The 24,050-nt window shown below is 71.5% G+C and carries 26 protein-coding genes; 10 read left to right on the forward strand and 16 right to left on the reverse strand.

The features are described 5' to 3' along the window. Positions 1 to 70 precede the first annotated feature (70 nt). Positions 71 to 1,831: a phosphomethylpyrimidine synthase ThiC gene (gene thiC, locus HG542_RS03580; RefSeq protein WP_171078532.1), complete on the reverse strand. Its 1,761-nt coding sequence runs from the start codon at positions 1,829 to 1,831 to the stop codon at positions 71 to 73. A gap of 197 nt (positions 1,832 to 2,028) precedes the next feature. Between thiC and HG542_RS03585 the strand changes: the two genes are divergently transcribed. The 3 genes from HG542_RS03585 (at position 2,029) to HG542_RS03595 (ending at position 5,387) form a co-directional block, all read left to right on the forward strand. Next, positions 2,029 to 3,369, forward strand: coding sequence for a YibE/F family protein (locus HG542_RS03585; protein ID WP_171078533.1), 1,341 nt, complete (start codon positions 2,029 to 2,031; stop codon positions 3,367 to 3,369). 39 nt (positions 3,370 to 3,408) lie between these two features. Beyond that, positions 3,409 to 3,609, forward strand: a complete 201-nt coding sequence (locus HG542_RS03590) for an NfeD C-terminal domain-containing protein (RefSeq protein WP_171078534.1) — start codon at positions 3,409 to 3,411, stop codon at positions 3,607 to 3,609. A 137-nt stretch (positions 3,610 to 3,746) separates the two neighbouring features. Continuing rightward, positions 3,747 to 5,387 (forward strand): flotillin family protein, encoded by a 1,641-nt coding sequence (locus HG542_RS03595; protein ID WP_171078535.1) that lies wholly within the window; start codon positions 3,747 to 3,749, stop codon positions 5,385 to 5,387. A gap of 118 nt (positions 5,388 to 5,505) precedes the next feature. Here HG542_RS03595 and HG542_RS03600 read toward each other — a convergent pair whose 3' ends face one another. From HG542_RS03600 to HG542_RS03610, 3 genes are all read right to left on the reverse strand, one after another. Further along, entirely contained in the window at positions 5,506 to 5,952 is a 447-nt protein-coding gene (locus tag HG542_RS03600) for an SsgA family sporulation/cell division regulator (protein ID WP_171078536.1), read from the reverse strand. A gap of 452 nt (positions 5,953 to 6,404) precedes the next feature. Further along, a complete protein-coding gene (locus tag HG542_RS03605) occupies positions 6,405 to 6,623 on the reverse strand; it encodes a DUF5326 family protein (protein WP_171078711.1) in 219 nt (72 codons plus the stop codon). Between the two features lie 202 nt (positions 6,624 to 6,825). Then, entirely contained in the window at positions 6,826 to 7,143 is a 318-nt protein-coding gene (locus tag HG542_RS03610; protein WP_171078537.1) for a cupin domain-containing protein, read from the reverse strand. A gap of 79 nt (positions 7,144 to 7,222) precedes the next feature. Here HG542_RS03610 and HG542_RS03615 point away from each other — a divergent pair, with 79 nt between their 5' ends. The 3 genes from HG542_RS03615 to HG542_RS03625 all read left to right on the forward strand — a co-directional run bounded on the left by HG542_RS03615 (position 7,223) and on the right by HG542_RS03625 (position 9,251). After that, positions 7,223 to 7,603, forward strand: a complete 381-nt coding sequence (locus HG542_RS03615; protein ID WP_171078538.1) for a phage holin family protein — start codon at positions 7,223 to 7,225, stop codon at positions 7,601 to 7,603. A gap of 193 nt (positions 7,604 to 7,796) precedes the next feature. Then, positions 7,797 to 8,693: a LysR family transcriptional regulator gene (locus HG542_RS03620; RefSeq protein WP_171078539.1), complete on the forward strand. Its 897-nt coding sequence runs from the start codon at positions 7,797 to 7,799 to the stop codon at positions 8,691 to 8,693. A 60-nt stretch (positions 8,694 to 8,753) separates the two neighbouring features. After that, positions 8,754 to 9,251, forward strand: a complete 498-nt coding sequence (locus HG542_RS03625) for an NUDIX hydrolase (protein ID WP_171078540.1) — start codon at positions 8,754 to 8,756, stop codon at positions 9,249 to 9,251. A 15-nt stretch (positions 9,252 to 9,266) separates the two neighbouring features. Here the strand turns inward: HG542_RS03625 and HG542_RS03630 are convergent, their stop codons facing one another. The 4 genes from HG542_RS03630 to HG542_RS03645 all read right to left on the reverse strand — a co-directional run bounded on the left by HG542_RS03630 (position 9,267) and on the right by HG542_RS03645 (position 13,364). After that, a complete protein-coding gene (locus HG542_RS03630) occupies positions 9,267 to 9,866 on the reverse strand; it encodes a pyridoxamine 5'-phosphate oxidase family protein (RefSeq protein WP_227723378.1) in 600 nt (199 codons plus the stop codon). A gap of 6 nt (positions 9,867 to 9,872) precedes the next feature. Beyond that, positions 9,873 to 11,294, reverse strand: coding sequence for a globin domain-containing protein (locus tag HG542_RS03635; protein WP_171078541.1), 1,422 nt, complete (start codon positions 11,292 to 11,294; stop codon positions 9,873 to 9,875). A gap of 178 nt (positions 11,295 to 11,472) precedes the next feature. Then, positions 11,473 to 12,105 (reverse strand): HAD family hydrolase, encoded by a 633-nt coding sequence (locus HG542_RS03640; protein ID WP_171078542.1) that lies wholly within the window; start codon positions 12,103 to 12,105, stop codon positions 11,473 to 11,475. Then, positions 12,102 to 13,364 (reverse strand): MFS transporter, encoded by a 1,263-nt coding sequence (locus tag HG542_RS03645; protein ID WP_171078543.1) that lies wholly within the window; start codon positions 13,362 to 13,364, stop codon positions 12,102 to 12,104. Before HG542_RS03645 ends, HG542_RS03640 begins: the two co-directional genes overlap by 4 nt. Before the next feature lie 208 nt (positions 13,365 to 13,572). On the opposite strand from HG542_RS03645, the gene HG542_RS03650 reads away from it, so the two are divergent. Both HG542_RS03650 and HG542_RS03655 read left to right on the forward strand, forming a co-directional pair. Continuing rightward, entirely contained in the window at positions 13,573 to 14,037 is a 465-nt protein-coding gene (locus HG542_RS03650) for a MarR family winged helix-turn-helix transcriptional regulator (RefSeq protein WP_171078544.1), read from the forward strand. Between the two features lie 39 nt (positions 14,038 to 14,076). Continuing rightward, positions 14,077 to 14,529, forward strand: a complete 453-nt coding sequence (locus HG542_RS03655; protein ID WP_171078545.1) for a GNAT family N-acetyltransferase — start codon at positions 14,077 to 14,079, stop codon at positions 14,527 to 14,529. Here HG542_RS03655 and HG542_RS03660 read toward each other — a convergent pair. From HG542_RS03660 to dnaB, 4 genes are all read right to left on the reverse strand, one after another. Further along, the gene (locus HG542_RS03660; protein ID WP_171078546.1) at positions 14,500 to 15,282 is read right to left on the reverse strand and encodes a TetR/AcrR family transcriptional regulator; all 783 of its coding nucleotides are present in this window, start codon (positions 15,280 to 15,282) and stop codon (positions 14,500 to 14,502) included. The two genes, HG542_RS03655 and HG542_RS03660, sit on opposite strands and share 30 nt — an antisense overlap. Before the next feature lie 196 nt (positions 15,283 to 15,478). Continuing rightward, complete coding sequence (locus tag HG542_RS03665; RefSeq protein WP_171078547.1) at positions 15,479 to 16,609, reverse strand: pyridoxal-phosphate-dependent aminotransferase family protein; 1,131 nt, start codon at positions 16,607 to 16,609, stop codon at positions 15,479 to 15,481. Positions 16,610 to 16,712: 103 nt separating this feature from the next. Next, positions 16,713 to 18,107 carry a serine hydrolase domain-containing protein gene (locus HG542_RS03670; protein ID WP_171078548.1) on the reverse strand — a complete coding sequence of 465 codons (1,395 nt, stop codon included), beginning with the start codon at positions 18,105 to 18,107 and terminating at the stop codon, positions 16,713 to 16,715. 56 nt (positions 18,108 to 18,163) lie between these two features. Next, positions 18,164 to 19,639, reverse strand: coding sequence for a replicative DNA helicase (gene dnaB / locus HG542_RS03675; protein ID WP_171078549.1), 1,476 nt, complete (start codon positions 19,637 to 19,639; stop codon positions 18,164 to 18,166). 449 nt (positions 19,640 to 20,088) lie between these two features. On the opposite strand from dnaB, the gene HG542_RS03680 reads away from it, so the two are divergent. Then, complete coding sequence (locus tag HG542_RS03680) at positions 20,089 to 21,450, forward strand: MATE family efflux transporter (RefSeq protein WP_171078550.1); 1,362 nt, start codon at positions 20,089 to 20,091, stop codon at positions 21,448 to 21,450. Positions 21,451 to 21,527: 77 nt separating this feature from the next. Here the strand turns inward: HG542_RS03680 and rplI are convergent, their stop codons facing one another. The 4 genes from rplI to rpsF all read right to left on the reverse strand — a co-directional run bounded on the left by rplI (position 21,528) and on the right by rpsF (position 23,271). Then, positions 21,528 to 21,974: a 50S ribosomal protein L9 gene (gene rplI, locus HG542_RS03685; protein WP_171078551.1), complete on the reverse strand. Its 447-nt coding sequence runs from the start codon at positions 21,972 to 21,974 to the stop codon at positions 21,528 to 21,530. An 18-nt stretch (positions 21,975 to 21,992) separates the two neighbouring features. Beyond that, positions 21,993 to 22,229 (reverse strand): 30S ribosomal protein S18, encoded by a 237-nt coding sequence (gene rpsR, locus HG542_RS03690; RefSeq protein WP_004950692.1) that lies wholly within the window; start codon positions 22,227 to 22,229, stop codon positions 21,993 to 21,995. A 79-nt stretch (positions 22,230 to 22,308) separates the two neighbouring features. Next, positions 22,309 to 22,896, reverse strand: coding sequence for a single-stranded DNA-binding protein (locus tag HG542_RS03695; protein WP_171078552.1), 588 nt, complete (start codon positions 22,894 to 22,896; stop codon positions 22,309 to 22,311). Between the two features lie 84 nt (positions 22,897 to 22,980). Then, positions 22,981 to 23,271, reverse strand: coding sequence for a 30S ribosomal protein S6 (gene rpsF / locus HG542_RS03700; protein ID WP_049719052.1), 291 nt, complete (start codon positions 23,269 to 23,271; stop codon positions 22,981 to 22,983). Between the two features lie 287 nt (positions 23,272 to 23,558). Between rpsF and HG542_RS03705 the strand changes: the two genes are divergently transcribed. Next, positions 23,559 to 23,888, forward strand: a complete 330-nt coding sequence (locus tag HG542_RS03705) for a hypothetical protein (protein WP_171078553.1) — start codon at positions 23,559 to 23,561, stop codon at positions 23,886 to 23,888. The last annotated feature ends 162 nt before the right edge of the window (positions 23,889 to 24,050 follow it).

The raw sequence follows: 24,050 nt of genomic DNA on the forward strand, positions 1-24,050 counted from the left end.
AATGGCGCCTCTGCCAGGGAACGGCCAAGCCCCGGAACGAACGAACCGGGGCTTGTCGAGGGAAGCGTGGCTAGTCCGCGACCGGCAGGTACACCCGGTTGCCCGCCTCCGCGAACTCCCGCGATTTCTGGGCCATTCCGGCCTCGGGGTCGACGGCGAGCTCGTCGCCGTGTGCCCGCCGGATGTCCTGCGAAATCTTCATCGAGCAGAACTTCGGCCCGCACATCGAGCAGAAGTGCGCCGTCTTGGCGGGCTCCGCCGGCAGCGTCTCGTCGTGGAAGGCGCGTGCCGTGTCGGGGTCGAGGGCCAGGTTGAACTGGTCCTCCCAGCGGAATTCGAAGCGCGCGTCCGACAGCGCGTCGTCCCACGCCTGAGCGCCCGGGTGGCCCTTGGCGAGGTCGGCCGCGTGGGCGGCGATCTTGTAGGTGATGACGCCGGTCTTGACGTCGTCCCGGTCCGGCAGGCCCAGGTGCTCCTTGGGCGTGACGTAGCAGAGCATCGCTGTGCCCCACCAGGCGATCATCGCGGCGCCGATGCCCGAGGTGATGTGGTCGTAGCCGGGCGCGACATCGGTCGTCAGGGGGCCGAGCGTGTAGAACGGGGCCTCCTCGCAGATCTCCTGCTGGAGGTCGATGTTCTCCTTGATCTTGTGCATCGGGACGTGGCCCGGGCCCTCGATCATCGTCTGGACGTTGTGCCGCTTGGCGATCGTGTTGAGCTCGCCGAGGGTCCTGAGCTCGGCGAACTGCGCCTCGTCGTTGGCGTCGGCGATCGAGCCCGGACGCAGGCCGTCGCCCAGCGAGTAGGTCACGTCGTAGGACGCGAGGATCTCGCAGAGCTCCTCGAAGTTCTCGTAGAGGAACGACTCCTTGTGGTGCGCGAGGCACCACGCGGCCATGATCGAGCCGCCGCGCGAGACGATGCCGGTCTTGCGGCGGGCGGTCAGCGGGACGTACCGCAGCAGTACGCCGGCGTGGACGGTCATGTAGTCGACGCCCTGCTCGGCCTGCTCGATGACGGTGTCCTTGTAGATCTCCCAGGTGAGTTCCTCGGCCTTGCCGTCGACCTTCTCCAGGGCCTGGTACAGCGGCACGGTGCCGATCGGCACGGGGGAGTTGCGCAGCACCCACTCGCGGGTGGTGTGGATGTTGCGGCCGGTGGAGAGGTCCATGACGGTGTCGGCGCCCCAGCGGGTGGCCCACGTCATCTTCTCCACCTCCTCCTCGATGGAGGAGGTGACGGCCGAGTTGCCGATGTTGGCGTTGACCTTCACCAGGAACTTCTTGCCGATGATCATCGGCTCGATCTCGGGGTGGTTGACGTTTGCCGGGAGGACGGCCCGGCCGGCCGCGATCTCCTCGCGGACGGTCTCCGCGGAGACGCCTTCCCGGAGGGCGACGTACTCCATCTCCTCGGTGATCTCGCCGCGGCGGGCGTACGCGAGCTGCGTCACCGCCTGGCCGCCCCGGCCCCGGCGGGGCTGGCGCGGGCGGCCGGGGAAGACCGCGTCGAGGTTCCGCAGCCCGCCGCGGGGCGAGGTGTGCTTGATGCCGTCGTCCTCCGGCCGCACCGGGCGTCCGGCGTACTCCTCGGTGTCTCCGCGGCCGATGATCCAGTTCTCGCGGAGCGGCGCCAGGCCGCGCCGGACGTCCGTCGCGATGTCCGGATCGGTGTACGGGCCGGAGGTGTCGTACAGCGTGACGTCCTGCCCGTTGGTGAGATGCACCCGCCGCACCGGGACCTTGAGGTCCGGTCGCGAGCCGGTCACGTAGTCCTTGTGCCAGCCGAACTCCCGGCCGTTTTCGGACGTGCGTGCATCCTGCGAGGTCATGTGACCAGAACTCCCTACGCCGGCATTACCCGGTAACAGGTTCGGCGGTCGGCGCAGCGATGTTCGTACGGACAAGATCCCGTACGGCGGTCAGCGCCCTCTCAGCCCGGTGCTCCGAGCTCCCGCGATTGCAAAGGTGCCACCACGCTAGCGCCTCCCCGGTCCGGAGGGCCAGGGGGGCTTGCAATGATCTGGCGGTGACCCCCACCGAGCGTACGCACCACCACGCCCCCCATGCCCACAGCCATGCCCACAGCCATGGTCCGGCCAAGCCCGTCTCCTCACACCTGCGCAAAGTGATCGCGGCGGTTCTCGTCCCGTTCGCCGCCGCCGTGCTGGCCGGCATGGTGATCCTCTGGCCGGGCAGCGCACCACCGCACCAGCACAGTGGGCTGGGACTCGACCAGCAGACCGAGTCGGGACGGGTGGTGAAGATCGAGGAGGTGGACTGCGCCAAGGTCGGCGCGCAGCCGCAGCAGCAACAGCAGTCCCCGCAGGGCGGCCCGCCCGTCACCGGCCCGTGCGAACAGGCCACGATCGAGGTCGGCTCGGGACCGGACAAGGGCGTGACGTTCACCGAGATCGTGCAGCCCAGCGCCTCGCGCCGCTACACCGTCGGCGAGGGCGTGGTGCTGGCCTACGCGCCCAAGGCCCCCGAGAACCTGCGGTATTCGGTCACGGACGTGGACCGGAACGTCCCGATGGCGCTGCTGGCCGGGATGTTCGCCCTGGCGGTCGTGGTGATCGGCCGACTGCGCGGGGTCTTCGCCCTGGTGGCGCTGGTGATCAGCTTCGGTGTGCTGACCATGTTCATCCTCCCCGCGATCCTGCAGGGTTCGGATCCGCTGCTGGTCGCCGTGATAGGCGGCAGCGCGATCATGCTGATCGCGCTCTACATGTGCCATGGCCTCAACGCCCGTACGTCCGTGGCCGTTCTGGGCACGCTCACCTCCCTGCTGCTCATCGGCCTGCTGGGCGCCGGCTTCATCGGATGGGCGCATCTGACGGGCAACACGGACGACACGACGGGCCTGGTGCACGGCCTGTATCCGCACATCGAGATCCAGGGCCTGCTGCTCGCCGGGATCATCATCGGCTCGCTGGGCGTGCTCGACGACGTCACGGTGACCCAGACGTCGGCCGTGTGGGAGCTGAAGGAGGCGGATCCGAAGGCGAGTTGGCGCAAACTGTACGCATCGGCCATGCGCATCGGCCGGGACCACATTGCGTCGGTGGTCAACACGCTGGTGATGGCGTACGCGGGGGCGTCGCTGCCGCTGCTGCTGCTGTTCTCGATCGCGGACAGCGGGGTGGGGAGGGTCGCGACGAGCGAGATCGTCGCGGAGGAGATCGTCCGCACGCTCGTGGGCAGCATCGGGCTGGTGGCCTCGGTGCCGGTGACGACCTTCCTGGCAGCGCTCGTTGTCAGTGCCGACCGGCACAATACGAGCAAGGGTTCCAAGAGGGGGTCCAGGGGAGGCGCCAAGGGGGTCTCCAGGACCGCGAAGAGCGGCGGCAGGCGGCGCCGCGCGAAGTGACGGTCCCGCGCGGGCGGGCCGGAAGGCGGGGGGGCGTCGGTGGTCGGGGAGTTGGGCAGGGTGACGGGGGCGGTCGGCCCGGGCCTGGTCGGCGAGGTGATGGTGCGGGTACGGGGCGGAGCCGAGGCCTTCCTGGCGTACCCGGCCGAGCCGGGCGAGCGCATCGAGCGGGGGACGGTGGTGCTGATAGTGGAGTACCAGCCGCCGCGCACGGTGTTCGTTGCACGGGCGTATGCCTGACGGACGGCAGCGTTTGCCGCGCACCCTCCTGGCCGGAACGGATCCATGAGGTGTCGGCGTCTTCACCAAGGGGCACATCCGGGAGCAGACTGCATGATCACAGGGCCCCGCCGGGGCCGCTAAAGGGGGAATGACGCATGCTCATCGGCGTCGTGGCGGGGATCGTCCTCGTCGCCATAGCCGTCCTCGTGGGGCTGTTCAAGCTCATGTGGCGCGTTGCCGAGCCCAACGAGGCGCTCATCATCTCCGGGTCCAGGCACCGTGTGGAGGGCCTGGAGGAAGGCATGGGCTTCCGGATCGTCACCGGGCGGGGGACGCTCGTGCTGCCCGGGGTCCAGGCGGTGCGCAAGCTGTCCCTCGACCTCAACGAGGCCGATCTGAACGTGGATTGCGTGACGCGGCAGGGCATCCCGCTCAAGGTGCACGGCGTGGTGATCTTCAAGGTCGGCGACGACCTCGTGTCCATAGCCAACGCCGCCCGCCGCTTCCTCGACCAGCAGAAGCACATGAGCGAGCGGGTGCACAACGTGTTCGCGGGCCATCTGCGGTCCATCGTGGGCGGGTTGACCGTCGAGGACATGATCCGCGACCGCGAGCGGCTGACGGGCGAGACCCGTTCCGCCTCGGGCACGGAGATGGAGAAGCTGGGCCTGATCATCGACTCCCTGCAGATCCACGAGATCCAGGACCCCACGGGCTACATCAAGAACCTGGCCGCACCGCACGCGGCCGCCGTCCAGCGTGATGCGCGCATCGCCCAGGCGGAGGCGGACCGGCTGGCCACCGAGGCCGAACAGCAGGCCGCGGCGCGGATGTCGGAGGCCACGCGCGACAGCGAGATCCTGCAGGCGGGGTACCAGGCCGAGCGGGACAGCGCGGCCGCCAAGTCCCGGCAGGCGGGCCCGCTGGCCGAGGCCGCGGCGCGGCAGGAGGTCGTGGTCCAGGAGACCCGGGTCGCCGAGCTCGCGGCCAAGCAGCGCGAGCAGCAGCTGCAGGCGGACGTGCGCAAGCCCGCGGACGCCGCCGCGTACGAGAAGCGCACGCTCGCGGAGGCGGAGCGCGACGCCCGCATCTCCGCCGCCGAGGCCCGGGCCCGGGAGACGGAGCTGGCGGCCGCGGCCGAGGCGACCCGGGTGAAGGCAGCCGCCGCGGCCGAGGCGGAGGCCACCAGGACGCGTGGTGAGGCCGCCGCCGCGGCGACCCGTGCGACGGGCGAGGCCGAGGCCGCCGCGACGCAGGCCAAGGGTCTGGCGACGGCCGAGGCGGCCAAGGCGCACGGCCTGGCCGAGGCCGAGGCGATCAAGGCCCGGGCCGAGGCGCTGGCGCAGAACCAGGAGGCGGTCGTCGCCCAGCAACTGGCCGAGAACTGGCCGGAGATCGTCCAGGCCGGCGCCCAGGCCTTCGGGAACGTGGACCACATGGTGCTGCTCAACGGGGCGGACGGGATGTCCGAACTGTTCGCCAAGGCACTGACGATGGGCGGTACGGGCCTGGGGCTGGCCCGCCAGCTGCTGGCTTCCGTGGGCAATGCCCCGGGCCGGGAGCCGGGTGCGGATGGTGTGCACACCCCCGGTGCGGGCGACGGCGGCGACGGCCGGAGCGCGGGTCTGCGCAGCGAGCCGGTGCCGATCGACGGGCCCGTCGGGGACGGTCCGGAGGGATCCGGTGCGCCGGAGGGGCCCGGCGGTGTCGCCGGATCCGCCGGGGCTGTCGGGGAGGGTGCCGAGGAGACCTCCGCGGAGACGGCGGAGGGGGCTGTGGCGGGGACGGCCGGGTAAGCGGCCGGAGTCGGTCGGGGACGGCCGGGAGCCTCGTCGGGGAGGGGCCGCCACGGCGGCCGGAGGGGCCGTCGCGGGCGCCGGGCCCCGCTGCGGGGCGGCGGCGGCCCGGAGGCCGCTAACCGGCGTTCTGCCCTTCAGGGTTGCCGGCGAGGATGCTGTCGAGCGCCGCGGCGAGCTCGTGGTCGAAGTCCGCGACGGAGCGCTCCTCGCCGAGCGGTGCGATGCGGTCGGTTCGGTCGAGGAACGCCACCAGCGGCGCCGCCCCCGCCCGGAACAGGGCTCCCTCCCCGCCCACTTGCAGCCGGATGAAGACGTCCGACAGATGCTGGGCGGAGGCGGGGGCGATGTGCACATCGCCCTCGCCGGAGGGCTGGCTCAGCCCGTCGAGCAGCAATTCCCGGGCGAAGGCCCAGGTCACTGGGGCGTCGCCGGGGAGGTGGAAGGTGAACTTCACCGCGTACGGATCACTGCTGTCGTAGTCCAGCTCCACCGGGATCCGGAAGGACAGCTCCTCGGAGACGAGGAACGTCATGATCACTTCTGCCTGAACTGTGTCGCGCATCGCCCAATGCCCCGTCTTCGTCGGTTTGGCCGGGATTGGATCCTCATGGCCCTCTAATGACGCCATAGTCTGACAACAACGTCCCGTGGATCACAAGGAGTGATTTTTCAGTTACCGATAGAGACCGAGAGGGAGCTTACGAGCTCTCCGACTCTGGAGCGTAGCGACTCGACTACGGGGCGGAGTCGTTCCGCAGGATCCGGCGGCACGGAACAACCGAGAACCGGCCAAAGTGACCGGCGTTCACAGGGGCGGTGAACAGGCCGGTCACGGGTTGGAGGGCGAGAACGTCGGGGCAGGTGGCCGGGGGCGGGGGCAGGGGCGTACTGCTGTCGTCCGCACACGGGTTGGAACCATGGAGACGGTCACAAGGCACCGAACGCTAATCAGAATGGGGTATTTCAGACAGGCCGGTATTCCCGGGCGATGTCCCTCGCCCGGGTTACCGCCCTCTACCAATCGCCCTTGGACGACGAGGACGACGTGAACTTCTTGACGACGAAGACGAGGCCGCCGACGAGGGCGACGAGCAGCAGCGCCTTGAAGAGCAGGCTGATGACAAAGCCGAGCACGCTCATGATCAGGCTGCCGAACACCACGAGCACCAGGACCGGCACGGCGATCCACGTCACCCACCAGGGCAGTCCTGCGAATATCCCCTTCTCGGCCATGTCGTCCTCTGCTTCCCGCTCCACGCGTCTTCACGCGTCGCTGTCGTGTCGCCGGCCGGGAGGACCCGGCCTGCTTCGGTACTTCGATGCTAGGCCGGGCACACGGGCAGGTGGAGGCCTCGCAGCCCCCGTCCGTCCCTGAGCGGACCCCTACGGGACACCGGGGTTCCGGGGCCGTCCGTCTCAGGGAAGGGCCCCGGCCTCAGCTCTCCGGCGGCGAGAAGACGACCAGCACCCGCAGGTCCTCGCTGATGTGGTGGAACCGGTGCTGCACGCCCGCCGGCACGTACACCACGCTGCCGCGCGCCACCTCGGTCGTCTCCGTGCCCACGGTGATCGCGGCCCGGCCGCTCACCACCACGTAGACCTCGTCCTCGGCGTGCGGCCCCTGCGGGTCGGCGTCACCGGCATTCAGGGCGTACAGCCCGACGGACATGTTCCTCTCGCGCAGGAACTGCAGATACGCCCCCTGGTTCGCGGCCCGCTCCGCATCCAGTTCGTCGAGCCGGAACGCCTTCATCCTCGCCACCCCTCACTGTGCCGGTCACTGTGCCGGCGCAGGCCTCCGCATCCGCCCGCCGGTCTGCCACGATCTCATCATGAAGAACTTCGTAGTCAAGACGATCGCCAACGCGGCAGCCCTGGCAGTGGCCATCTGGCTGCTCAAGGGGATCACGCTGTCCGGCGAGAACACCGCCCGCAAGGCGGTCACCCTGGTCCTCGTCGCGCTCGTCTTCGGCCTGGTGAACTTCATCGTCAAGCCGGTCGTGAAGCTGCTGTCCTTCCCGCTCTTCATCCTCACCCTGGGCCTGATCACGCTGGTGATCAACGCGTTGATGCTGCTGCTGACCTCATGGGCGGCGGGAAAGCTGCATCTGGCCTTCCACGTGAGCGGCTTCTGGACGGCCCTCGTCGGCGGCGTCATCGTCTCGGTCGTGGCGTGGGCGATGCACATGATCCTGCCCGACGAAGAGGACTGAGCGCCGCGGTGCACACCGGACGGCGGCTCGAGCCTCCCCCCTCTTGGCTCGAGCCGCCCGGTTCCTGTGCACGAAGAACCGTGCGATCCAGGCTAGTTGACTCTGCGTCAGTGTCCAATCACTCCGGCGACACAGACCTATCGACTTATTTATAGTTCCCCCACGATCTGTAGCGGCGAGCCGGGGAGCACCCATGGATCTGGCCCTTCTCCGCACCTTCGTCACCGTGCACAGGGCCGGCTCGTTCACCCGGGCCGCAGCACTGCTCGGTCTCTCGCAGCCCGCGGTCACCAGCCAGATACGGGCGCTGGAACGGCAACTCGGCCGTCCCCTCTTCCTCCGGCAGGCCCGCGGTGTCCGCCCCACCACCACCGGCGACGAACTCGCCCACCGCATCGGCCCGCACGTGGACGCGCTGCTGGCGATCACCGAGCCGGGCCCCGACGGGCACTGGACCGGCCGCAGTCTCCACCTGGCCGGTCCCCCCGAGTTCACCGGCCTGCGGGTGCTGCCCGCCCTCGCCCCGCTCGTCGCGCAGGGGCTGACCCTGCGCACGGCGCACGGCACGGCCGAGGAGCTCTTCGACGGGCTCGCCGCGGGCCACCACGACCTCGCCGTCACCACCGCGCGCCCGCGCGGCCGGCTGCTGACCGCCACCCCGCTGTGCGACGAGGAGCACGTCCTGGTCGGGGCCCCGCGCTGGGCGGCCCGGCTCGGCGGCGCGGCCGTCGTCCGCGACCAGGGCGCCCGCGCACTGGAGGACCTGCCTGTCGTCGAGGTCCACGAGAGCCTGCCGTTCGTCTCGCGCTACTGGGCCGCCGTCTTCGACGGCAAGCCGGCCGCCACCGCCACGGTCGTCGTCCCCGACCTGCGCGCCGCGCTGTCCTGCATCGCCGCCGGAGCCGGCATCGGCGTACTGCCGCGCTATCTGTGCGGCGACGCCCTCGACACCGGCGAACTCGTGGCCCTGCTCGACCCGCCGGTGCCGCCGCTGCGCACATACTTCCTGGTCGTCCGGACCGGTGCACCGGCTCACCCGCATCTGGCGAGGGCGCACGAGTGGTTGTTGCGCGCCGCCGTCTCCTGGTGAGGCTGCCGTTTCCCCGCGGGAAGGGGTTTCACCGGGGGTCCGGCGCGGCAGATGTCCCCTATGACCGAACGTCCCGTGGTCAAACGCACCGCCCGCGCCATCCTGCTCGACGGGGACCCCTCCTCCGGGAGCCTCGAAATGCTCCTGATCAAGCGGACCAAGCCCGGGGAGGCCCCGTACTGGATCACCCCCGGCGGCGGGGTGGAGCCCGAGGACGCCACCGTGGTCGCCGCCCTCCACCGCGAAGTGTCCGAGGAACTCGGCGCCAAGGTCACGGACGTGGTCCCGGCATTCGTCGACACGGTTTCCCACTCCCTGCACCATGCGGCACACGGCGTGAAGGTCCAGCACTTCTTCGTCTGCCGGCTGGCCTCGATGGACCTCTCCCTGCGGCACGGCCCCGAAGTGGACGAGCCGGTCGGGACGTACGAGGTGGTGCGCATCCCCTTCACCCGCGCCGGCATCGCCTCCGTGGGCCTGGTGCCGCCCGCCCTGCGCGCCTACCTCGACGCGAACATCGAGGGGGTACGGGCCCTGCTCGCGCCCGACCTCGGCTAGGGCGTGTCCGATGGGTCAGGGACCGCCGACCGCCGCGCCGAAGAAGTCGCCGCCCTTGCGCCGCGCGTCGTCCGTGCCCCAGGCGCGGCCGTCCCCGCCCGAGTCGCGGGAGGCCTTGCAGAGCTGCGGAATGTGCTTGGCGCAGTGCACGTACGCCTCCTCGACCGTGACCTCGACCCACACCACGGGCCTGCGGCCCGGCACGCCGTCGGCGGGGAGCCGCGGGTGGGCGGCGCGCAGGACGGCGTCGTCGACGATCCGGGCCCGGCCGTTGACGTGCAGGCCGATCCGGTCGCGGAAGAAGTCGATCAGCAGGATGGCGACCCGGGGGTTCTCCTCGATGTTGCCCAGGCTCGCGAGGACGCCGTTGCCCCGGTACTCCGGGTAGGCCAGCGTGCGCTCGTCCAGGACATGCAGAAAACCCGGCGGTCCGGCACGGAAGGTGTTGTCGCACGCACCCCCGGCATCCGCGGTGGCGAGGAAGAACATCTCCTGCCGGGCCACGAACTCCCGCATCCGCGCGTTGAGCCGGTCCAGCACCTGTTCGCCGTTGAAGCGCTCCGCGCGGACGGCCGTGCCCAGCCGTTGCTGCAACTGCTGCTCGCCGATGCCCACTTCGCCTCACCGTCCGCGGATCGCCGGCTCGTCCAGTGCGTCATGCCGTATGCGGTGGGACGGTATGCCGATGCCCACCAGGGTGTCCACACTGCTGCGAATCATTTCCGGCGGCCCGGACAGAAACGCGTCACAGGCGTGCCACGGCCCGTATTTCCTGACGACGGCGGGGAGTTGACCGCTCAGGCCACGGGTCGGTCCGTCCGAGACCACCGGGCGGACGCAGAGCCAGCGGTGCGCCTTCTGCAGACGCAGCAGCGTGTCGATGTCGTACAGATCGTCGTCGTACCGGGCGCCGTAGAAGACGTCGACCGGGCGGCGGCGGCCGTGCCGGACGACGTCCTCCACCAGGGCCTCGATGGGGGCGATGCCGGTGCCGCCGCCGAGGCAGAGCATGCCGTCGTCGGTGCTGTGGTCCACGGTCATGGAACCGGCCGGCGGGCCGAGGCGGACGACGTCGCCGGGGCGGGCCCGGTGGACCAGGGCACCGGACACCCAACCGGCCGGAACGGCCTTGACGTGGAAGGACAGCAGGCCGTCCTCGCGGGGCGCCGAGGAGAAGGAGTAGTGCCGCCACACCCGGGGCCACCAGGGAGTCTCCACACTCGTGTACTGCCCCGCGAGAAAGGGGTAGGGCTGGTCCGGGCGGAGGGTCAGCACGGCGACGCTGCGGGTGCGGCGCTCGTGGGAGACGATCTCGGCCTGCCACCAGGCCGGGGCCCGCTGCTCGTCCTCGGCGGCCGCATCGATCATGATCTGGGAGACCGCCGTGTAGACCCGCACCCATGCGGCCTCGGCCGCCTCGCTCCAGGTGCCGGGCGCGTAGCGGGTGAGCGCACCGATGAGACACTCGCCGACGGCGGGGTAATGAACGGCCTGCGTACCGTACTTGCGATGTCCGCGGCCGAGCCGGGAGAGGTACGCGGTGAGGGTCTTGGGGTCGTCCGCGTGCTCGGCGGCGGTCAGCAGCGCCTTGAAGAGGCGGTCGCGCTGGACGTCCATCGCCGCCGGGAAGAGCTCGCGCAGTCCGGGGTACCGGACGAAGAGCAGTGCGTAGAAGTACGACGTGGCCTTGTCGGCGACGGGCTCGATCTCGGCCAGGGTGCGCCGTACGAGGATCGCGTCCGGGGAGGGGGACGATGAGGAGCCGGCGGCCGGCGGGGCGGCGGCCGCCATGGGTAACGGTGAGGGCCGTAACGGCTCCGGGCGGGCGGCGTCCGACGGGGCCGGGCAGGCCTCGGCCGGGTGCTCATGCTCCCGGCCGGGCGCTTGCCCGGCCTCCCGGCCGTCGGGCGGAGCGGCCGGGCCGTCCCCGTCGTCACGTTCCCGAGGGCGGCCCTCCGCGCCGTCCCCCGGCGCGTACCAAGTCCATTCACCCGCCGTGCGCGTGGTGCAGTCGTGGGCCGACTGAGTGGCCGGAGCGTCCATCTATGCCTCGCCTCGAACATCCCTCGGGCGGTACCAGTCCGCGCAGCATGTCACCCCGGGGCACGGTCGCGGTGAATATGCCGCAACTCCCGGCGCGTGAAGGAACGTTGCGGCTAGGCTGACCGGTCGGGCAGACCCACCGTTGCCTCCGGCACGGCTGCCCCTGCGGCACGCCCGCTCAGCGCGCGGCACCTGCCAGCGCGTAGGCCTCGCGCAAGTCCCTCCCCCTGTACGCATGCGTGGCGATGTCCCGCACATGGTGATCCGCATTGACCGCCACCGACACCGGAACGACGGCGAACAGGCTCGCATCCGACATCGAGTCCCCGTATGCCACACAGTCGGCGCGGCCCAGCCCGTACTGCACGCAGAGCTCGTCCGCGATCCGCACCTTCGCGGCGGCGTCGAGGATCCCCGACGGATCCACGGGCTCCCGGAACGGCACCGCCGGCCAGAGCGAACCGCGGGCCGCGTCCGCGCCCCAGTCCAGCAGCTTCTCCACGAAGAACGACGGCGACAGCGAGATCACCGCGCACCGCTCGCCCCGCGCCCGTATGTCCGCCCAGACCTCCCGGATGCCGTCCATCCACGGCGCCGCGTCGAACGCCGCGGCCACCTGTGCCTCGGTGAGCTCCTTCCACAGCTCGACGGCCCGCGCGGCGAACTCCGGCGGTGTCAGCCCGCCTGCCGCGAACGCCCGCTCCAGTTCGCCGATACCGGGCTCCACTCCGAGCTGCCGGGAGATCTCGACCGCGGCCGCGGAGCCGTGGATCAGCGTGCCGTCGAGATCGAACAAGTGCAGTCTGCTCATGGTCGTCGAGCGTAGGCGCCGGTGTCGGCGGCGGAGGCGGGCGCCCCCGCGGCCACGACCCGCGACCCGGCGGCCTCCGGCCCGCCCGGCACGCCCGGCAGTCCCGCCGCCGGCCCGCCGCGCCGCTCCAGCGCCGCGGACACCAGCGCCAGGACCAGCGCGGCAGCGGCCATCAGCGCACCGACCCCATTGGGCGCGGTGTAGCCGAACCCGGCGGATATGACCAGGCCGCCGAGCCAGGCCGCCATGGCATTGCCCAGGTTGAAGGCACCGATGTTGACCGCGGAGGCGAGGGTGGGTGCGTCGGCGGTCTGGTCCAGCACCCGCTTCTGCAGCGGGGGCACGGTCGCGAAGCCGAAGGCACCGACGAGCGGCACCGCGACCGCCGCCGCGATCTTGTCGTGCGCGGCCAGGGGCAGCAGGGCGAGCACGATCGCGAGGCCCGCGAGAGCGGTGCAGAGCATGGGCATCAGCGCGCGGTCGGCATACCGGCCGCCGACGAGATTGCCCCCGACCAGGCCCAGGCCGAAGAGCACGAGCAGCCAGGTGACGGATGCAGGGGCGTAGCCGGTGACCTCGGTCATCATCGGCGTGATGTAGGTGCTCATGGTGAAGACACCGCCGAAGCCGAGCACGGTCATCGCCATGGCGAGCAGGACCTGGGGGTTGCGGAACGCGGCCAACTCCCCACCGATCCTGGTCCGTTCGGGGCGCCCCTGCTCCGGCACCAGGGCCGCTATGCCGAGGACGGCGAGCACGCCGAGCCCGGCGATGGCGAAGAAGGTGACCCGCCAGCCCGCGTTCTGGCCGACCAGCGTGCCCAGCGGCACGCCCACCACATTGGCGACGGTCAGACCGGTGAACATCATCGCTATCGCGCCCGCCTTCTTCTGCGGCGGGACGAGCCCGGCGGCGACGATCGCGCCGATGCCGAAGAACGCGCCGTGCGCGAGCGAGGCGACGATGCGGCCCGCGAGCATCACCCCGAAGACCGGCGCGGCTGCGGAGATCGCGTTGCCCGCGATGAACAACGCCATCAGGGCCATCAGCATCCGCTTGCGCGGCACCCGGCTGCCGACGATGGCGAGGACGGGCGCCCCGACGACCACCCCGAGGGCGTAGCCGGTGACGAGGTAGCCGGCGGTGGGGATCGAGACGCCGAAGTCCGCCGCGACCTCGGGCAGCAGCCCGGACGTCACGAACTCGGTCGTGCCGATCCCGAAGGCGCCTATGGCGAGCGCCAGCAGGGCGAGAGGCATGAGGTGGGTCCTTCGGATCGAGCAGGGCGAACGGAGCGGAGGAACGCAGCCTGCGCACCAGGAGGCACCACATCATTGCCAGCGCCTCTTTCCAGCGTCCACAATAATTGCAGACGCGGGCTAAACGCAAGCGCCGACTATCGCCCCGGAGGGCTTACCCTGGTCCCTGACGGGCACGGCACCGCGCGCACGACCGAAGGAGGGCCCCATGTCCCGCACCCCGGACCCCGCTCTCGGCGGGCTGGCACAGGGCTGGTGCGCCCTCTCCGCCCTGCACAGCCGGATCGAGGCGCACATAGAGCGCGCCCTCCAGGCCCACCACGAGCTGAGCGTGCGCGAGTTCTCCGTCCTGGACGTGCTCAGCCGCCAGCACGACGGCGAGGGCGGCCACCTGCGCATGAACGAGGTGGCCGACGCGGTCGTCCTCAGCCAGAGCGCCACGACGCGCCTGGTCAACCGCCTGGAGGACCGCGGCCTGCTGACCCGCTACCTGTGCCTCACCGACCGCCGCGGCATCTACACGGACGTCACGGACTCGGGTCGCGCCCTCCTCGCGGAGGCCCGGCCCACGAACGACACCGCACTGCGCGAGGCGCTCCAGGAGGCCTCCTCCCGTGCGGAGTTGGCACCGCTGGTCGCCGCCGTGGAGTCCCTCGCCCCGGCCCGGAAGTGAGCATGGTCCCGGCGGCCGCCCGCGCATAGGGTCCGGATCATGAGCGACATCGTGATCCGGCACGCGACCGCCGACGACATCCCCGCCATCGTGGCCCTCCTCGCCGACGACCCGCTCGGCGCGCAGCGCGAATCCCCCGGCGACCTGGCCCCCTACCGCGCGGCCTTCGAGCGCCTGGCCGGCGACCCGCACCAGCACCTGGTCGTCGCCGAGCGCGACGGCCGCACGGTCGGCACCCTCCAGCTCACCGTCATACCGGGGCTCTCCCGGCGCGGCGCGACGCGTTCCGTCGTCGAGGCCGTCCGCGTCCACGCGGACGAGCGCGGCAGCGGGCTGGGCACCCGGCTGATCGAGTGGGCGGTCGGGACGTCCCGCCGGGAGGGGTGCGCGCTGGTGCAGCTGACGTCGGACGCCACCCGCGTCGACGCCCACCGCTTCTACGAGCGCCTGGGCTTCGAGGCCTCACACCTCGGGTTCAAGTACCACCTCTGACGCCGCCTCCGCCGCGGCCCGGGCCCGTTCCCGGTGCGCCTTCTGACGGCAGGCGCCGCCGCAGTACCGGGCGGGCCGCCCCGTACGCGCAGCCGTGACGGGGCGGCCGCACACCGCGCACGCCGTTTCGTCACGCCTCACGGCAGGCTTTGCGGGCAGTTTCGTCACACGCCGTCCCGGACGGAGGCTGTCGCACGCCAGGGCCGTCATCCTGCCCGGTGCCACGCCGGGGCCGCGGCGCTGCTCCATCGACAGACACCCCATGAGCAGGGCCGTCACGTCGTCGACGTCGACGTCCTTCCTTACGGCGTCCGCCTGTTGGGCCCGTTCGAGCAGGACGGCCAGGGCGGCCCGGAAGTCCTCCTCGACGCCAGGCGAGGGCTCGAAACTGCCCTCCAGCGCCTCGCACAGCCCCTTGTTGCGCACGGACAGGCGCACCACGGCCGCCAGGTAGCGGAAGAAGACGACTCCGGGGTCGTCCGCGGAGGCCAACTCCCTTGCGGCGTCCGTGAAAAGCCGTATCCGATCCGCCACCGTGGCCCTGAACAGGGCGTCCTTGGACGGGAAATGGCGGTACACGGTCCCCGCACCGACCCCGGCCCGCCGTGCGATCTCCCCCAGCGGCACCGCCAACCCGCCTTCCTCGAAGGCGGATCGGGCCGCCTGGAGGACGAGCGCGCGATTGCGCCGGGCATCGGCCCGGAGCAGCGGAGCGGCCGCCGGAGGCGGTGACGTCTTCCTGCGCTGTGCCATGCGCACGGACCTCCGGGAGCCGGACGACGAAACGGGGTGGAGGTTCCGATTGTATCCAGGCGTGTGAGCGAGGACCCGAAGCGCCATACCGGTACTTAACTCCAAAAATTAGAGGAAACGAAAAAAGCCGTCATCAGCGAACAAAGCGCTGATGACGGCCCGAAAACTGGCTTTTTGTGGCGTGTTCAGCCCGCGATCACTGCGCCGCGGCGGCATCCCAGGCCTTGCCCGCCGCCGCCGTGACCTCGTCCGCCCCGGCGACCGTCGCTCCCACGGCCCGCAGGCCCGTACCGAGTGCCGCGAGCGAGGCCAGGACGACGTCCCGGTCCGCGGCCGTCCCGTAGTGGTTGACGCGGATCATCTCCGGGGCGAGCGCACCCGCGGCCCCCTGCACCGGGACCGAGGCGTCCGCCGCCAGGGCCGCGGCCACGATCTCGCGGGCGTCGGTGCCGCCGGTGGCCCGCAGCGTGGTGGCGACGGGCGCCGCGTCCTCGTCCCGGACCACGTAGGGCTCCAGGCCGCCGCCCAGGGCCCGTACGCCCGCGCGCACGGCCGCCGCTGCCGCCCGGTGCCGGGCCATGACCGCGTCCAGGCCCTCCGTCCCGATCCGGTCCACGGCCTGTTCCAGGGCGAGCATCTCCAGCTGGGCGGGGGCGTGCGGCAGCGCCGTGCGCCCGCCGTCGATCCAGCGCTCCTTCCAGTCCAGCAGGGAGAGGTACGAGCGCCGGGGCGCGTGCTCATTGGCCGCGATCCGCTCCCACGCGCGGGCGCTGACCGACGCCACCGACACACCCGCCGGTCCCGCCATCGCCTTCTGCCCGCCGATGACACAGAGGTCCACGCCCCACTCGTCCGTGAGCAGCGGCTCGGCGCCCACGGAGGCGACCGCGTCCAGCATCAGCAGCGCACCGTGCTCCCGCACGACGGCGCCGATCTCCGCCACGGGGTTGGTGTTGCCCGTGGCCGCCTCCGCGTGGACGAGGCAGACGAAGTCGATCCCGGGGTGCGCGCGCAGCGCCTCCGCGATCTGCCCGGCGGAGACCGCTCCGCTGAACGGCGCCGACACGGTGATCACCTCGGCGCCGCAGGACCGCAGCCAGCCGCCGAAGGTCTCCCCGTACGGCCCGGTGACGACGTTGAGCGCGGTGCTGCCGGGTCGTACGGCCGAGCGGATGCACGCCTCCAGCGGCAGCAGCGCCTCGCCCTGCATCGTGACGACGGTTTCGCGGGTGCGCATCAGCGCCGCGACCTTGTCCTCGATGCGCGCGAAGTGCCCGGCGCCCAGCGGCGCGAGGTCGAGCAGGGCCGGTGCGGTGTTCGCAGTCACGGTTGCCAGTGCCTTCCAGGGTCTCGCGCCGTGTCCGGCGCACGACAATCTCTCCCCGACCCTACGTCCGCAACCCCGGCCCGCGCCGACGGCCGGACAACCCCTACCGCCAGCCGCCGGCGTCCACACCGCCCGGCACGACGTCACCCGGCCCGTAGGGCTCGCGGGTGAGGACGAACGTGCCGATGTCGAGATGGCTCACCGCCCCGTCGGCGCCCCGCACGACCCGCAGCGTCTCGCCCGCGTAGTACCCGTCGAGACCTGTCCAGGTGCCGTCCTCCTCGGCGCGGAACCGCGCGGCGCGGCCCCCGTTCCCCAGCGGCGACAGGTCCAGGCCGCGTTCCGCGCCCAGCCGCAGGGCGAAGCCGGTGGCGCCCCAGTACCAGGGCCCGGTCAGCTCCAGCAGCGCCGGATCGGCCGCGTCGAGGGGCCGCCAGGGCTCCGGGATCCGCGGTTCGTGCTCGGCGACCGTGGCCACCATCTCCGCGCAGGCGGCGGCCACTTCGAAGCCGGAGGTGAGGTTGGCGAGCAGGACCGCGCCGACGCCGTCCTCCGCGCTCACCCACAGCGTCGCGATGAAGCCCGGCATCGACCCGGTGTGCCCGAAGAGGAACCGGCCGTCCCGGCGCGCCAGTTGCATCCCGAGCCCGTAGCCTCCTGCCCAGTCCGGCCCCTGGGGCGCGGTCTCCGGCACCCGCATCTCCTCCAGGGAGCTCTTCCGCAGCACCCGCTCGTCGCCGTCCAGCAGGAACGCGGCGAACCGGCCGAGGTCCTCCGCCGTCGACCAGAGCTGGCCGGCGGGCGCCATCCGGCCGGTGTCGGTGAGCGGTTCGGGGAGCAGGACATCGGCCCAGGGGTGGACGGCCCAGCCCTCGGCGTGCGGTGCCTCGGGGGCGGGTGTCGTACGGAACATGCCGAGCGGCTCCAGCACCTCGCGGCGCAGCACCGTGTACCAGCTCTCGCCGCGCAACTGCTCGATCAGGGCGCCCAGAAGGGCGTATCCGGGGTTGGAGTAGTGATGGGTGCGGCCCGGCGCGTGGACCCGGGGGCGTGCGCCGAAGACATCGGCGAGCTCGGGGCGCAGGGCACCGTCCGTGCGCTCCCACCATGGGCCCCGCGTCTCCGCCGCGAGCCCGGAGGTGTGCGCCAGGAGCTGGGCGATGGTCGCGTCGCCGCCCTCGGGGGTGTCCAGGTGGCTGCCGAGGCGGTCGTCGAGCCCCAGCAGACCCTCGTCGCGCAGCCGCAGCACGAGAACGGCCACGAAGGTCTTGGTGATCGAGCCGATCCGGTACTGGGTGTCCGCACCGGGCACCGCCCCGGCCACGCTGCCCCGCCCGGCCGACCACACCGTGCGCCCGTCCCGCACCACCGCCCCCACGAGGGAGGGGGTACGGCCCTTCGTCTGGGCGACGGCGACCCGGTGCAGCAGGGCACGACGGGTGGCGGGGAGCAGGCCGGCGGACTCTTCGGGCACGGCGTGTGCAGGCGAGACGTTCATGAACGCACCCTAATGAGGCCCGATTTGCGCCGCACGCCCGTTTCGCTCGGGCCGGATCAGGTCTGCGCCATGTCCACGAAGCGCGAGTAGTGGCCCTGGAAGGCCACCGTGATGGTGGCCGTGGGGCCGTTACGGTGCTTGCCGACGATGATGTCCGCCTCGCCCGCGCGGGGCGACTCCTTCTCGTATGCGTCCTCGCGGTGGAGCAGGATGACCATGTCGGCGTCCTGCTCGATCGAACCCGACTCACGAAGGTCGGAGACCATCGGCTTCTTGTCCGTGCGCTGCTCGGGACCACGGTTCAGCTGCGACAGCGCGATCACCGGGACTTCGAGCTCCTTGGCGAGGAGCTTGAGGTTACGGGACATGTCCGAGACCTCCTGCTGGCGGCTCTCGGGGCGGCGGGCGCCTCCGGACTGCATCAGCTGGAGGTAGTCGATGATGACGAGCTTGAGGTCGCTGCGCTGCTTGAGGCGGCGGCACTTGGCGCGGATCTCCATCATCGACAGGTTCGGGGAGTCGTCGATGAAGAGCGGGGCGGCCGAGACGTCCGGCATCCGGCGGGCCAGGCGCGTCCAGTCGTCGTCCGTCATCGAGCCCGAGCGCATATGGTGCAGGGCGACCCGGGCCTCGGCGGACAGCAGACGCATCGCGATCTCGTTGCGCCCCATTTCGAGGGAGAAGATCACGCTGGGCAGGCCGTGCTTGATCGAGCAGGCCCGTGCGAAGTCCAGCGCGAGGGTGGACTTGCCCATGGCCGGCCGGGCGGCGATGACGATCATCTGGCCGGGGTGGAGGCCGTTGGTGAGCGCGTCCAGATCGCTGAAGCCGGTGGGGACGCCGGACATCTGGCCGCTGCGCGAGCCGATGGCCTCGATCTCGTCGAGCGCGCCTTCCATGATGTCGCCGAGGGGGAGGTAGTCCTCGCTGGTGCGCTGCTCGGTGACGGCGTAGATCTCGGCCTGGGCGTTGTTGACGATGTCGTCGACGTCGCCGTCGGCCGCGTATCCCATCTGGGTGATGCGGGTGCCGGCCTCGACCAGGCGGCGCAGCACGGCCCGCTCGTGGACGATCTCGGCGTAGTACTCGGCGTTGGCCGCGGTGGGGACGGACTGCACCAGGGTGTGCAGATAGGCCGCGCCGCCGACGCGGTTGATCTCGCCGCGCTTGGTGAGCTCCGCGGCGACGGTGATCGGGTCGGCGGGCTCGCCCTTGGCGTAGAGGTCGAGGATGGCCTGGTAGACCGTCTCGTGGGCCGGACGGTAGAAGTCGTGGCCCTTGAGGACCTCGACCACGTCGGCGATGGCGTCCTTGGACAGCAGCATGCCGCCGAGGACGGACTGCTCGGCGTCGAGATCCTGCGGGGGGACGCGCTCGAAGCCCTGCGACCAGCCGCCCTCCTCGCCGCCGCGCTCGTGCTGATCGCCGCGGCCGCCGCCCTTGCCCTCACCACGGCGGGGGCGGGAGACCGGGAGCCGGTCGCCGGGGCCGCTGTCGGCCCAGGGGTCGTCCATGGGCTCGTGAATGCTCACCCTGCCACCTCCTCCCGTCCGCGGGGCGGACCTCACCGTGCCCCTCATTCCTACGGCACGGCTCCGACAATCGACACGCCCGACTCCGGTTGTCACGGGGTCCGGTGCGCGGCCGGGACAGGCGTGGGGCGCCGGTCCACGGTAGGCCCGTCGGCACCGTCAGCCAATCTGGTTATCCACAGGCGGTGTGGATGACGGGCCCCATCCTGTGGAGAACCCCCCGGATCCTGTGCACGGCGCGGGGGAAACCGCTGTGGACAAACACACAATCGCCCGCGGCTCACCCTTCTGACCTGCACAGATGCCATCCACCGGCTGTGGGGGAGAAAAACTTTCGCGGCCACCCGGAGATCACGACAAACGGCGCAGAGAAGATCACACCCGAGCTCCGGAAGTAAGGGGCTTACAGTAGAGGGACTGCTTACCTGTGGAAGATTGGACGGCACAGCTTGGACGGCCCCACAGCCCCCGCCCCCGAGCTCGGGCGGCGCGGCCTCCGCCGGCACGACCGCGAGATCCTCGCCCTCGCCGTGCCCGCCTTCGGCGCGCTCGTCGCGGAGCCGCTCTTCGTGATGGCCGACAGCGCGATCGTCGGCCACCTCGGCACCCCCCAGCTCGCCGGGCTCGGCGTCGCCGCGGCCCTGCTCACCAGCGCCGTCAGCGTCTTCGTCTTCCTCGCCTACGCCACCACCGCCGCCGTCGCGCGCCGGGTCGGCGCGGGGGACCTGCCCGCCGCCATCCGGCAGGGCATGGACGGCATCTGGCTGGCCCTGATACTCGGGGCCGCGGTCACGGCCGCCGTGCTGCTCGCGGCGCCCGCGCTGGCCGGGCTCTTCGGCTCGTCCCCGACCGCGGCCCCCTACGCCGTCACCTACCTGCGCATCAGCGCCCTGGGCATTCCCGCCATGCTGGCCGTCCTCGCCGCCACGGGGGTGCTGCGCGGCCTCCAGGACACCCGGACGCCGCTCCTCGTCGCCGTCGGCGGCTTCGCGGCCAACGCCGCCCTCAACGTCGCCCTCGTCTACGGCGCCGGCCTCGGCATCGCCGGCTCCGCCTGGGGCACCGTGATCGCGCAGTGCGCCATGGCCGCCGTCTACCTCGCCGTCGTCGTCCGGGGCGCGCGGCGGCACGGTGCCTCGCTGCGACCCGACGCCGCGGGCATCCGGGCCTGCGCCCGGGCGGGCGCGCCGCTGCTGGTCCGTACGCTCTCGCTGCGGGCCGTGCTGCTGATCGCCACCGCGGTCGCCGCCCGGCTCGGCGACGAGGACATCGCCGCCCACCAGGTCGTGCTGACCCTGTGGAGCCTGCTGGCCTACGCGCTGGACGCGATCGCCATAGCCGGGCAGGCGATCATCGGCCGGTACCTCGGCGCGGACGATCCCGCGGGCGCCCGGGCCGCGTGCCGCCGCATGGTGCAGTGGGGCATCGCCTCGGGCCTGGTGCTCGGGCTGCTCGTGGTGGCCGGACGGCCGCTGTTCGTCCCGCTGTTCACCTCGGACCCGGCCGTGCGGGACGCGCTGCTGCCCGCCCTGCTCGTGGTCGCCGTGAGCCAGCCGGTGGCGGGAGTGGTGTTCGTCCTGGACGGGGTGCTGATGGGCGCGGGCGACGGGCCGTACCTGGCCTGGGCGATGCTGGCCACGCTCGGCGTCTTCGCCCCCGTCGCCCTCCTGGTGCCGGGGCTGGGCGGCGGCCTCACCGCGCTGTGGTGGGCGATGACGCTGATGATGGCGGTCCGCCTGGTGACCCTGTGGCTGCGGGCCCGCTCCGGGCGCTGGATCGTCACGGGAGCGGTGCGCACGTCCGGCGCGTGACGTGCCCGTACCGGGCGCGGAACAGCGGAAGGGCCGCACCCCTTGCGGAGTGCGGCCCTTCACGGCCTATGCAGCGGTCAGGCCGCGATGACCTCGACGCCGAGCTTGGCGACGACGTCGGCGTGCAGACGCACGGACACCTGGTGGGCGCCCAGGGTCTTGATCGGCGCAGCGACCTCGACGCGGCGCTTGTCCACGTCCGGGCCACCGGCGGCCTTGATCGCCGAGGCGATGTCGGCCTGGGTCACCGAGCCGAACAGGCGGCCGGCGTCGCCGGCGCGGACGGCCAGCTTGACCTTGGCAGCCTCGAGCTGACCCTTGATCTCGTTGGCCTGCTCGATCGTGGCGATCTCGCGGATCTTGCGAGCGCGGCGGATCTGAGCGACGTCCTGCTCGCCACCCTTGGTCCAGCGGATCGCGAAACCGCGCGGGACCAGGTAGTTGCGGGCGTAGCCGTCCTTGACGTCGACGACGTCGCCGGCGACACCGAGGCCGGAGACCTCGTGGGTGAGGATGATCTTCATTGTTCGGTCACCCTTCCCTTATCGCGCGGACGAGGTGTAGGGCAGCAGCGCCATCTCACGGCTGTTCTTCACGGCCGTGGCGACGTCACGCTGGTGCTGAGTGCAGTTGCCGGTCACGCGGCGGGCACGGATCTTGCCGCGGTCGGAAATGAACTTCCGCAGCATGTTCGTGTCCTTGTAGTCCACGTAAGCGGTCTTGTCCTTGCAGAACGCGCAGACCTTCTTCTTCGGCTTGCGCGGAGGCGGCTTCGCCATTGTCTCTCTCCTGTGGAATCAAGAAGTTTTGTGCTGACGCCCTCGGGCGGCCCTGCGGCCGGCCCGGGCCCGTAGGGGCCTAGAAGGGCGGCTCGTCCGAGTAGCCGCCGCCGGAGTTGCCGGAGCCGCCGCCCCAGCCGCCTCCGCCGCCGCCCTGCTGGTTGCCGGACGGAGCGCCGGTGGCCCAGGGGTCGTCGGCGGGAGCCCCGCCGCCGCCCTGCTGGCCGCCGGGGCCGGAGCCCCAGCCGCCGCCCTGGCCACCGCCGTTGCCGCCGCCGTAGCCACCACCCTGGCCACCGCGACCGGTGGTCTTGGTGACCTTCGCCGTGGCGTTCTTCAGGCTGGGCCCGACCTCTTCGACGTCGAGCTCGTAGACCGTGCGCTTGACGCCCTCGCGGTCCTCGTAGGACCGCTGCTTGAGACGGCCCTGCACGATGACGCGCATGCCGCGCTGAAGCGACTCGGCGACGTTCTCCGCCGCCTGACGCCACACCGAGCACGTGAGGAAGAGGCTTTCGCCGTCCTTCCACTCGTTGGTCTGGCGGTCGAAGGTGCGGGGAGTGGACGCGACGCGGAACTTCGCGACCGCCGCACCGGACGGGGTGAAGCGCAGCTCGGGGTCGTCGACGAGATTGCCGACGACCGTGATGACGGTCTCGCCTGCCATGGGTGAACCTCTCGGCGGGTGTGCTGCTGGCTGCTTGTTGCTACTCGTTGCGATGCAGCCCGATTACCTCTGAACCGCTGGGGTTCAGTGGGTCTCGGGACGGAGGACCTTGGTCCGGAGGACCGACTCGTTCAGGTTCATCTGGCGGTCGAGCTCCTTGACGACCTCAGGCGTGGCCTGCAGGTCGATGACCGAGTAGATGCCCTCGGGCTTCTTCTTGATCTCGTAAGCGAGACGACGACGGCCCCAGGTGTCGACCTTCTCGACCTTTCCGTTGCCCTCACGGACGACGGAGAGGAAGTTCTCGATCAGCGGGGAGACAGCGCGCTCCTCGAGATCGGGGTCGAGGATGACCATCACCTCGTAGTGACGCATGTGGAACCCACCTCCTTTGGACTCAGCGGCCACGGTCGATCCGTGGCAGGAGGGTCGTGATGCGTGAGCAACGGTATCGGCCGACACTGACATTCAGCGGAAGTTCCTGGGTCGCCCCTGAGGAGTGCTCCTGGAACCGAAGCTGGGTCCGGGCAGACACCGGTGCAGACCGTACACAGTACCCGCACTCGGGCGTCCGGTTGAAATCCGGCCGCCGGGCACCGCAGTCTGGACCCGTCGGGTGTGACCGGCGCTACACAGCGCCGCCTGCCTTCAGGAGGTAGCCCATGACACAGGCGGTACGGCAGCCCCGCGGTCCCCGCGCGCTGGTGAATGCCGTTCTCAACAGCGACGGGAAGTCCCATCCCGTCGAGAACACCTTCGTCGCGGTGACGGTCGTGCTCGGCGCCGTCGCCTTCATCTCCTCCGCGTTCAGCAATCTCCACCTGCTCAGTTCATGGACGGGCCTGGCCGGCGTGCTCAGCGGCGCCTGGGGCCAGTTCATCTCGGCCACCACGGGCGAGCGCTTCCTGCTGATCATCGGGCTGGGCGCCTCGGCCATCGGCCTCTTCCTGGGCATCGCGCACGGCGGGCCCTTCGGGGGACTGATCGGCTAGCGGCAGCCCGCCCCGTCCGGCTCTCCCCGGCCCCCGCACCCGGCCCCGCGGCCGGGTGCCGGCCGGGGCGGGCGGGGCCGCAGGGCCGTACGGCCAAACGGGTCGCTCCACCGTCGCAGTAGGCTTCGGCGCGAGAGCCGGAGCCCCGACCATGGGGACACA

Origin of the sequence: Streptomyces morookaense (assembly GCF_013030945.1) — a bacterium.
Lineage (GTDB): Bacteria > Actinomycetota > Actinomycetes > Streptomycetales > Streptomycetaceae > Streptomyces > Streptomyces morookaensis.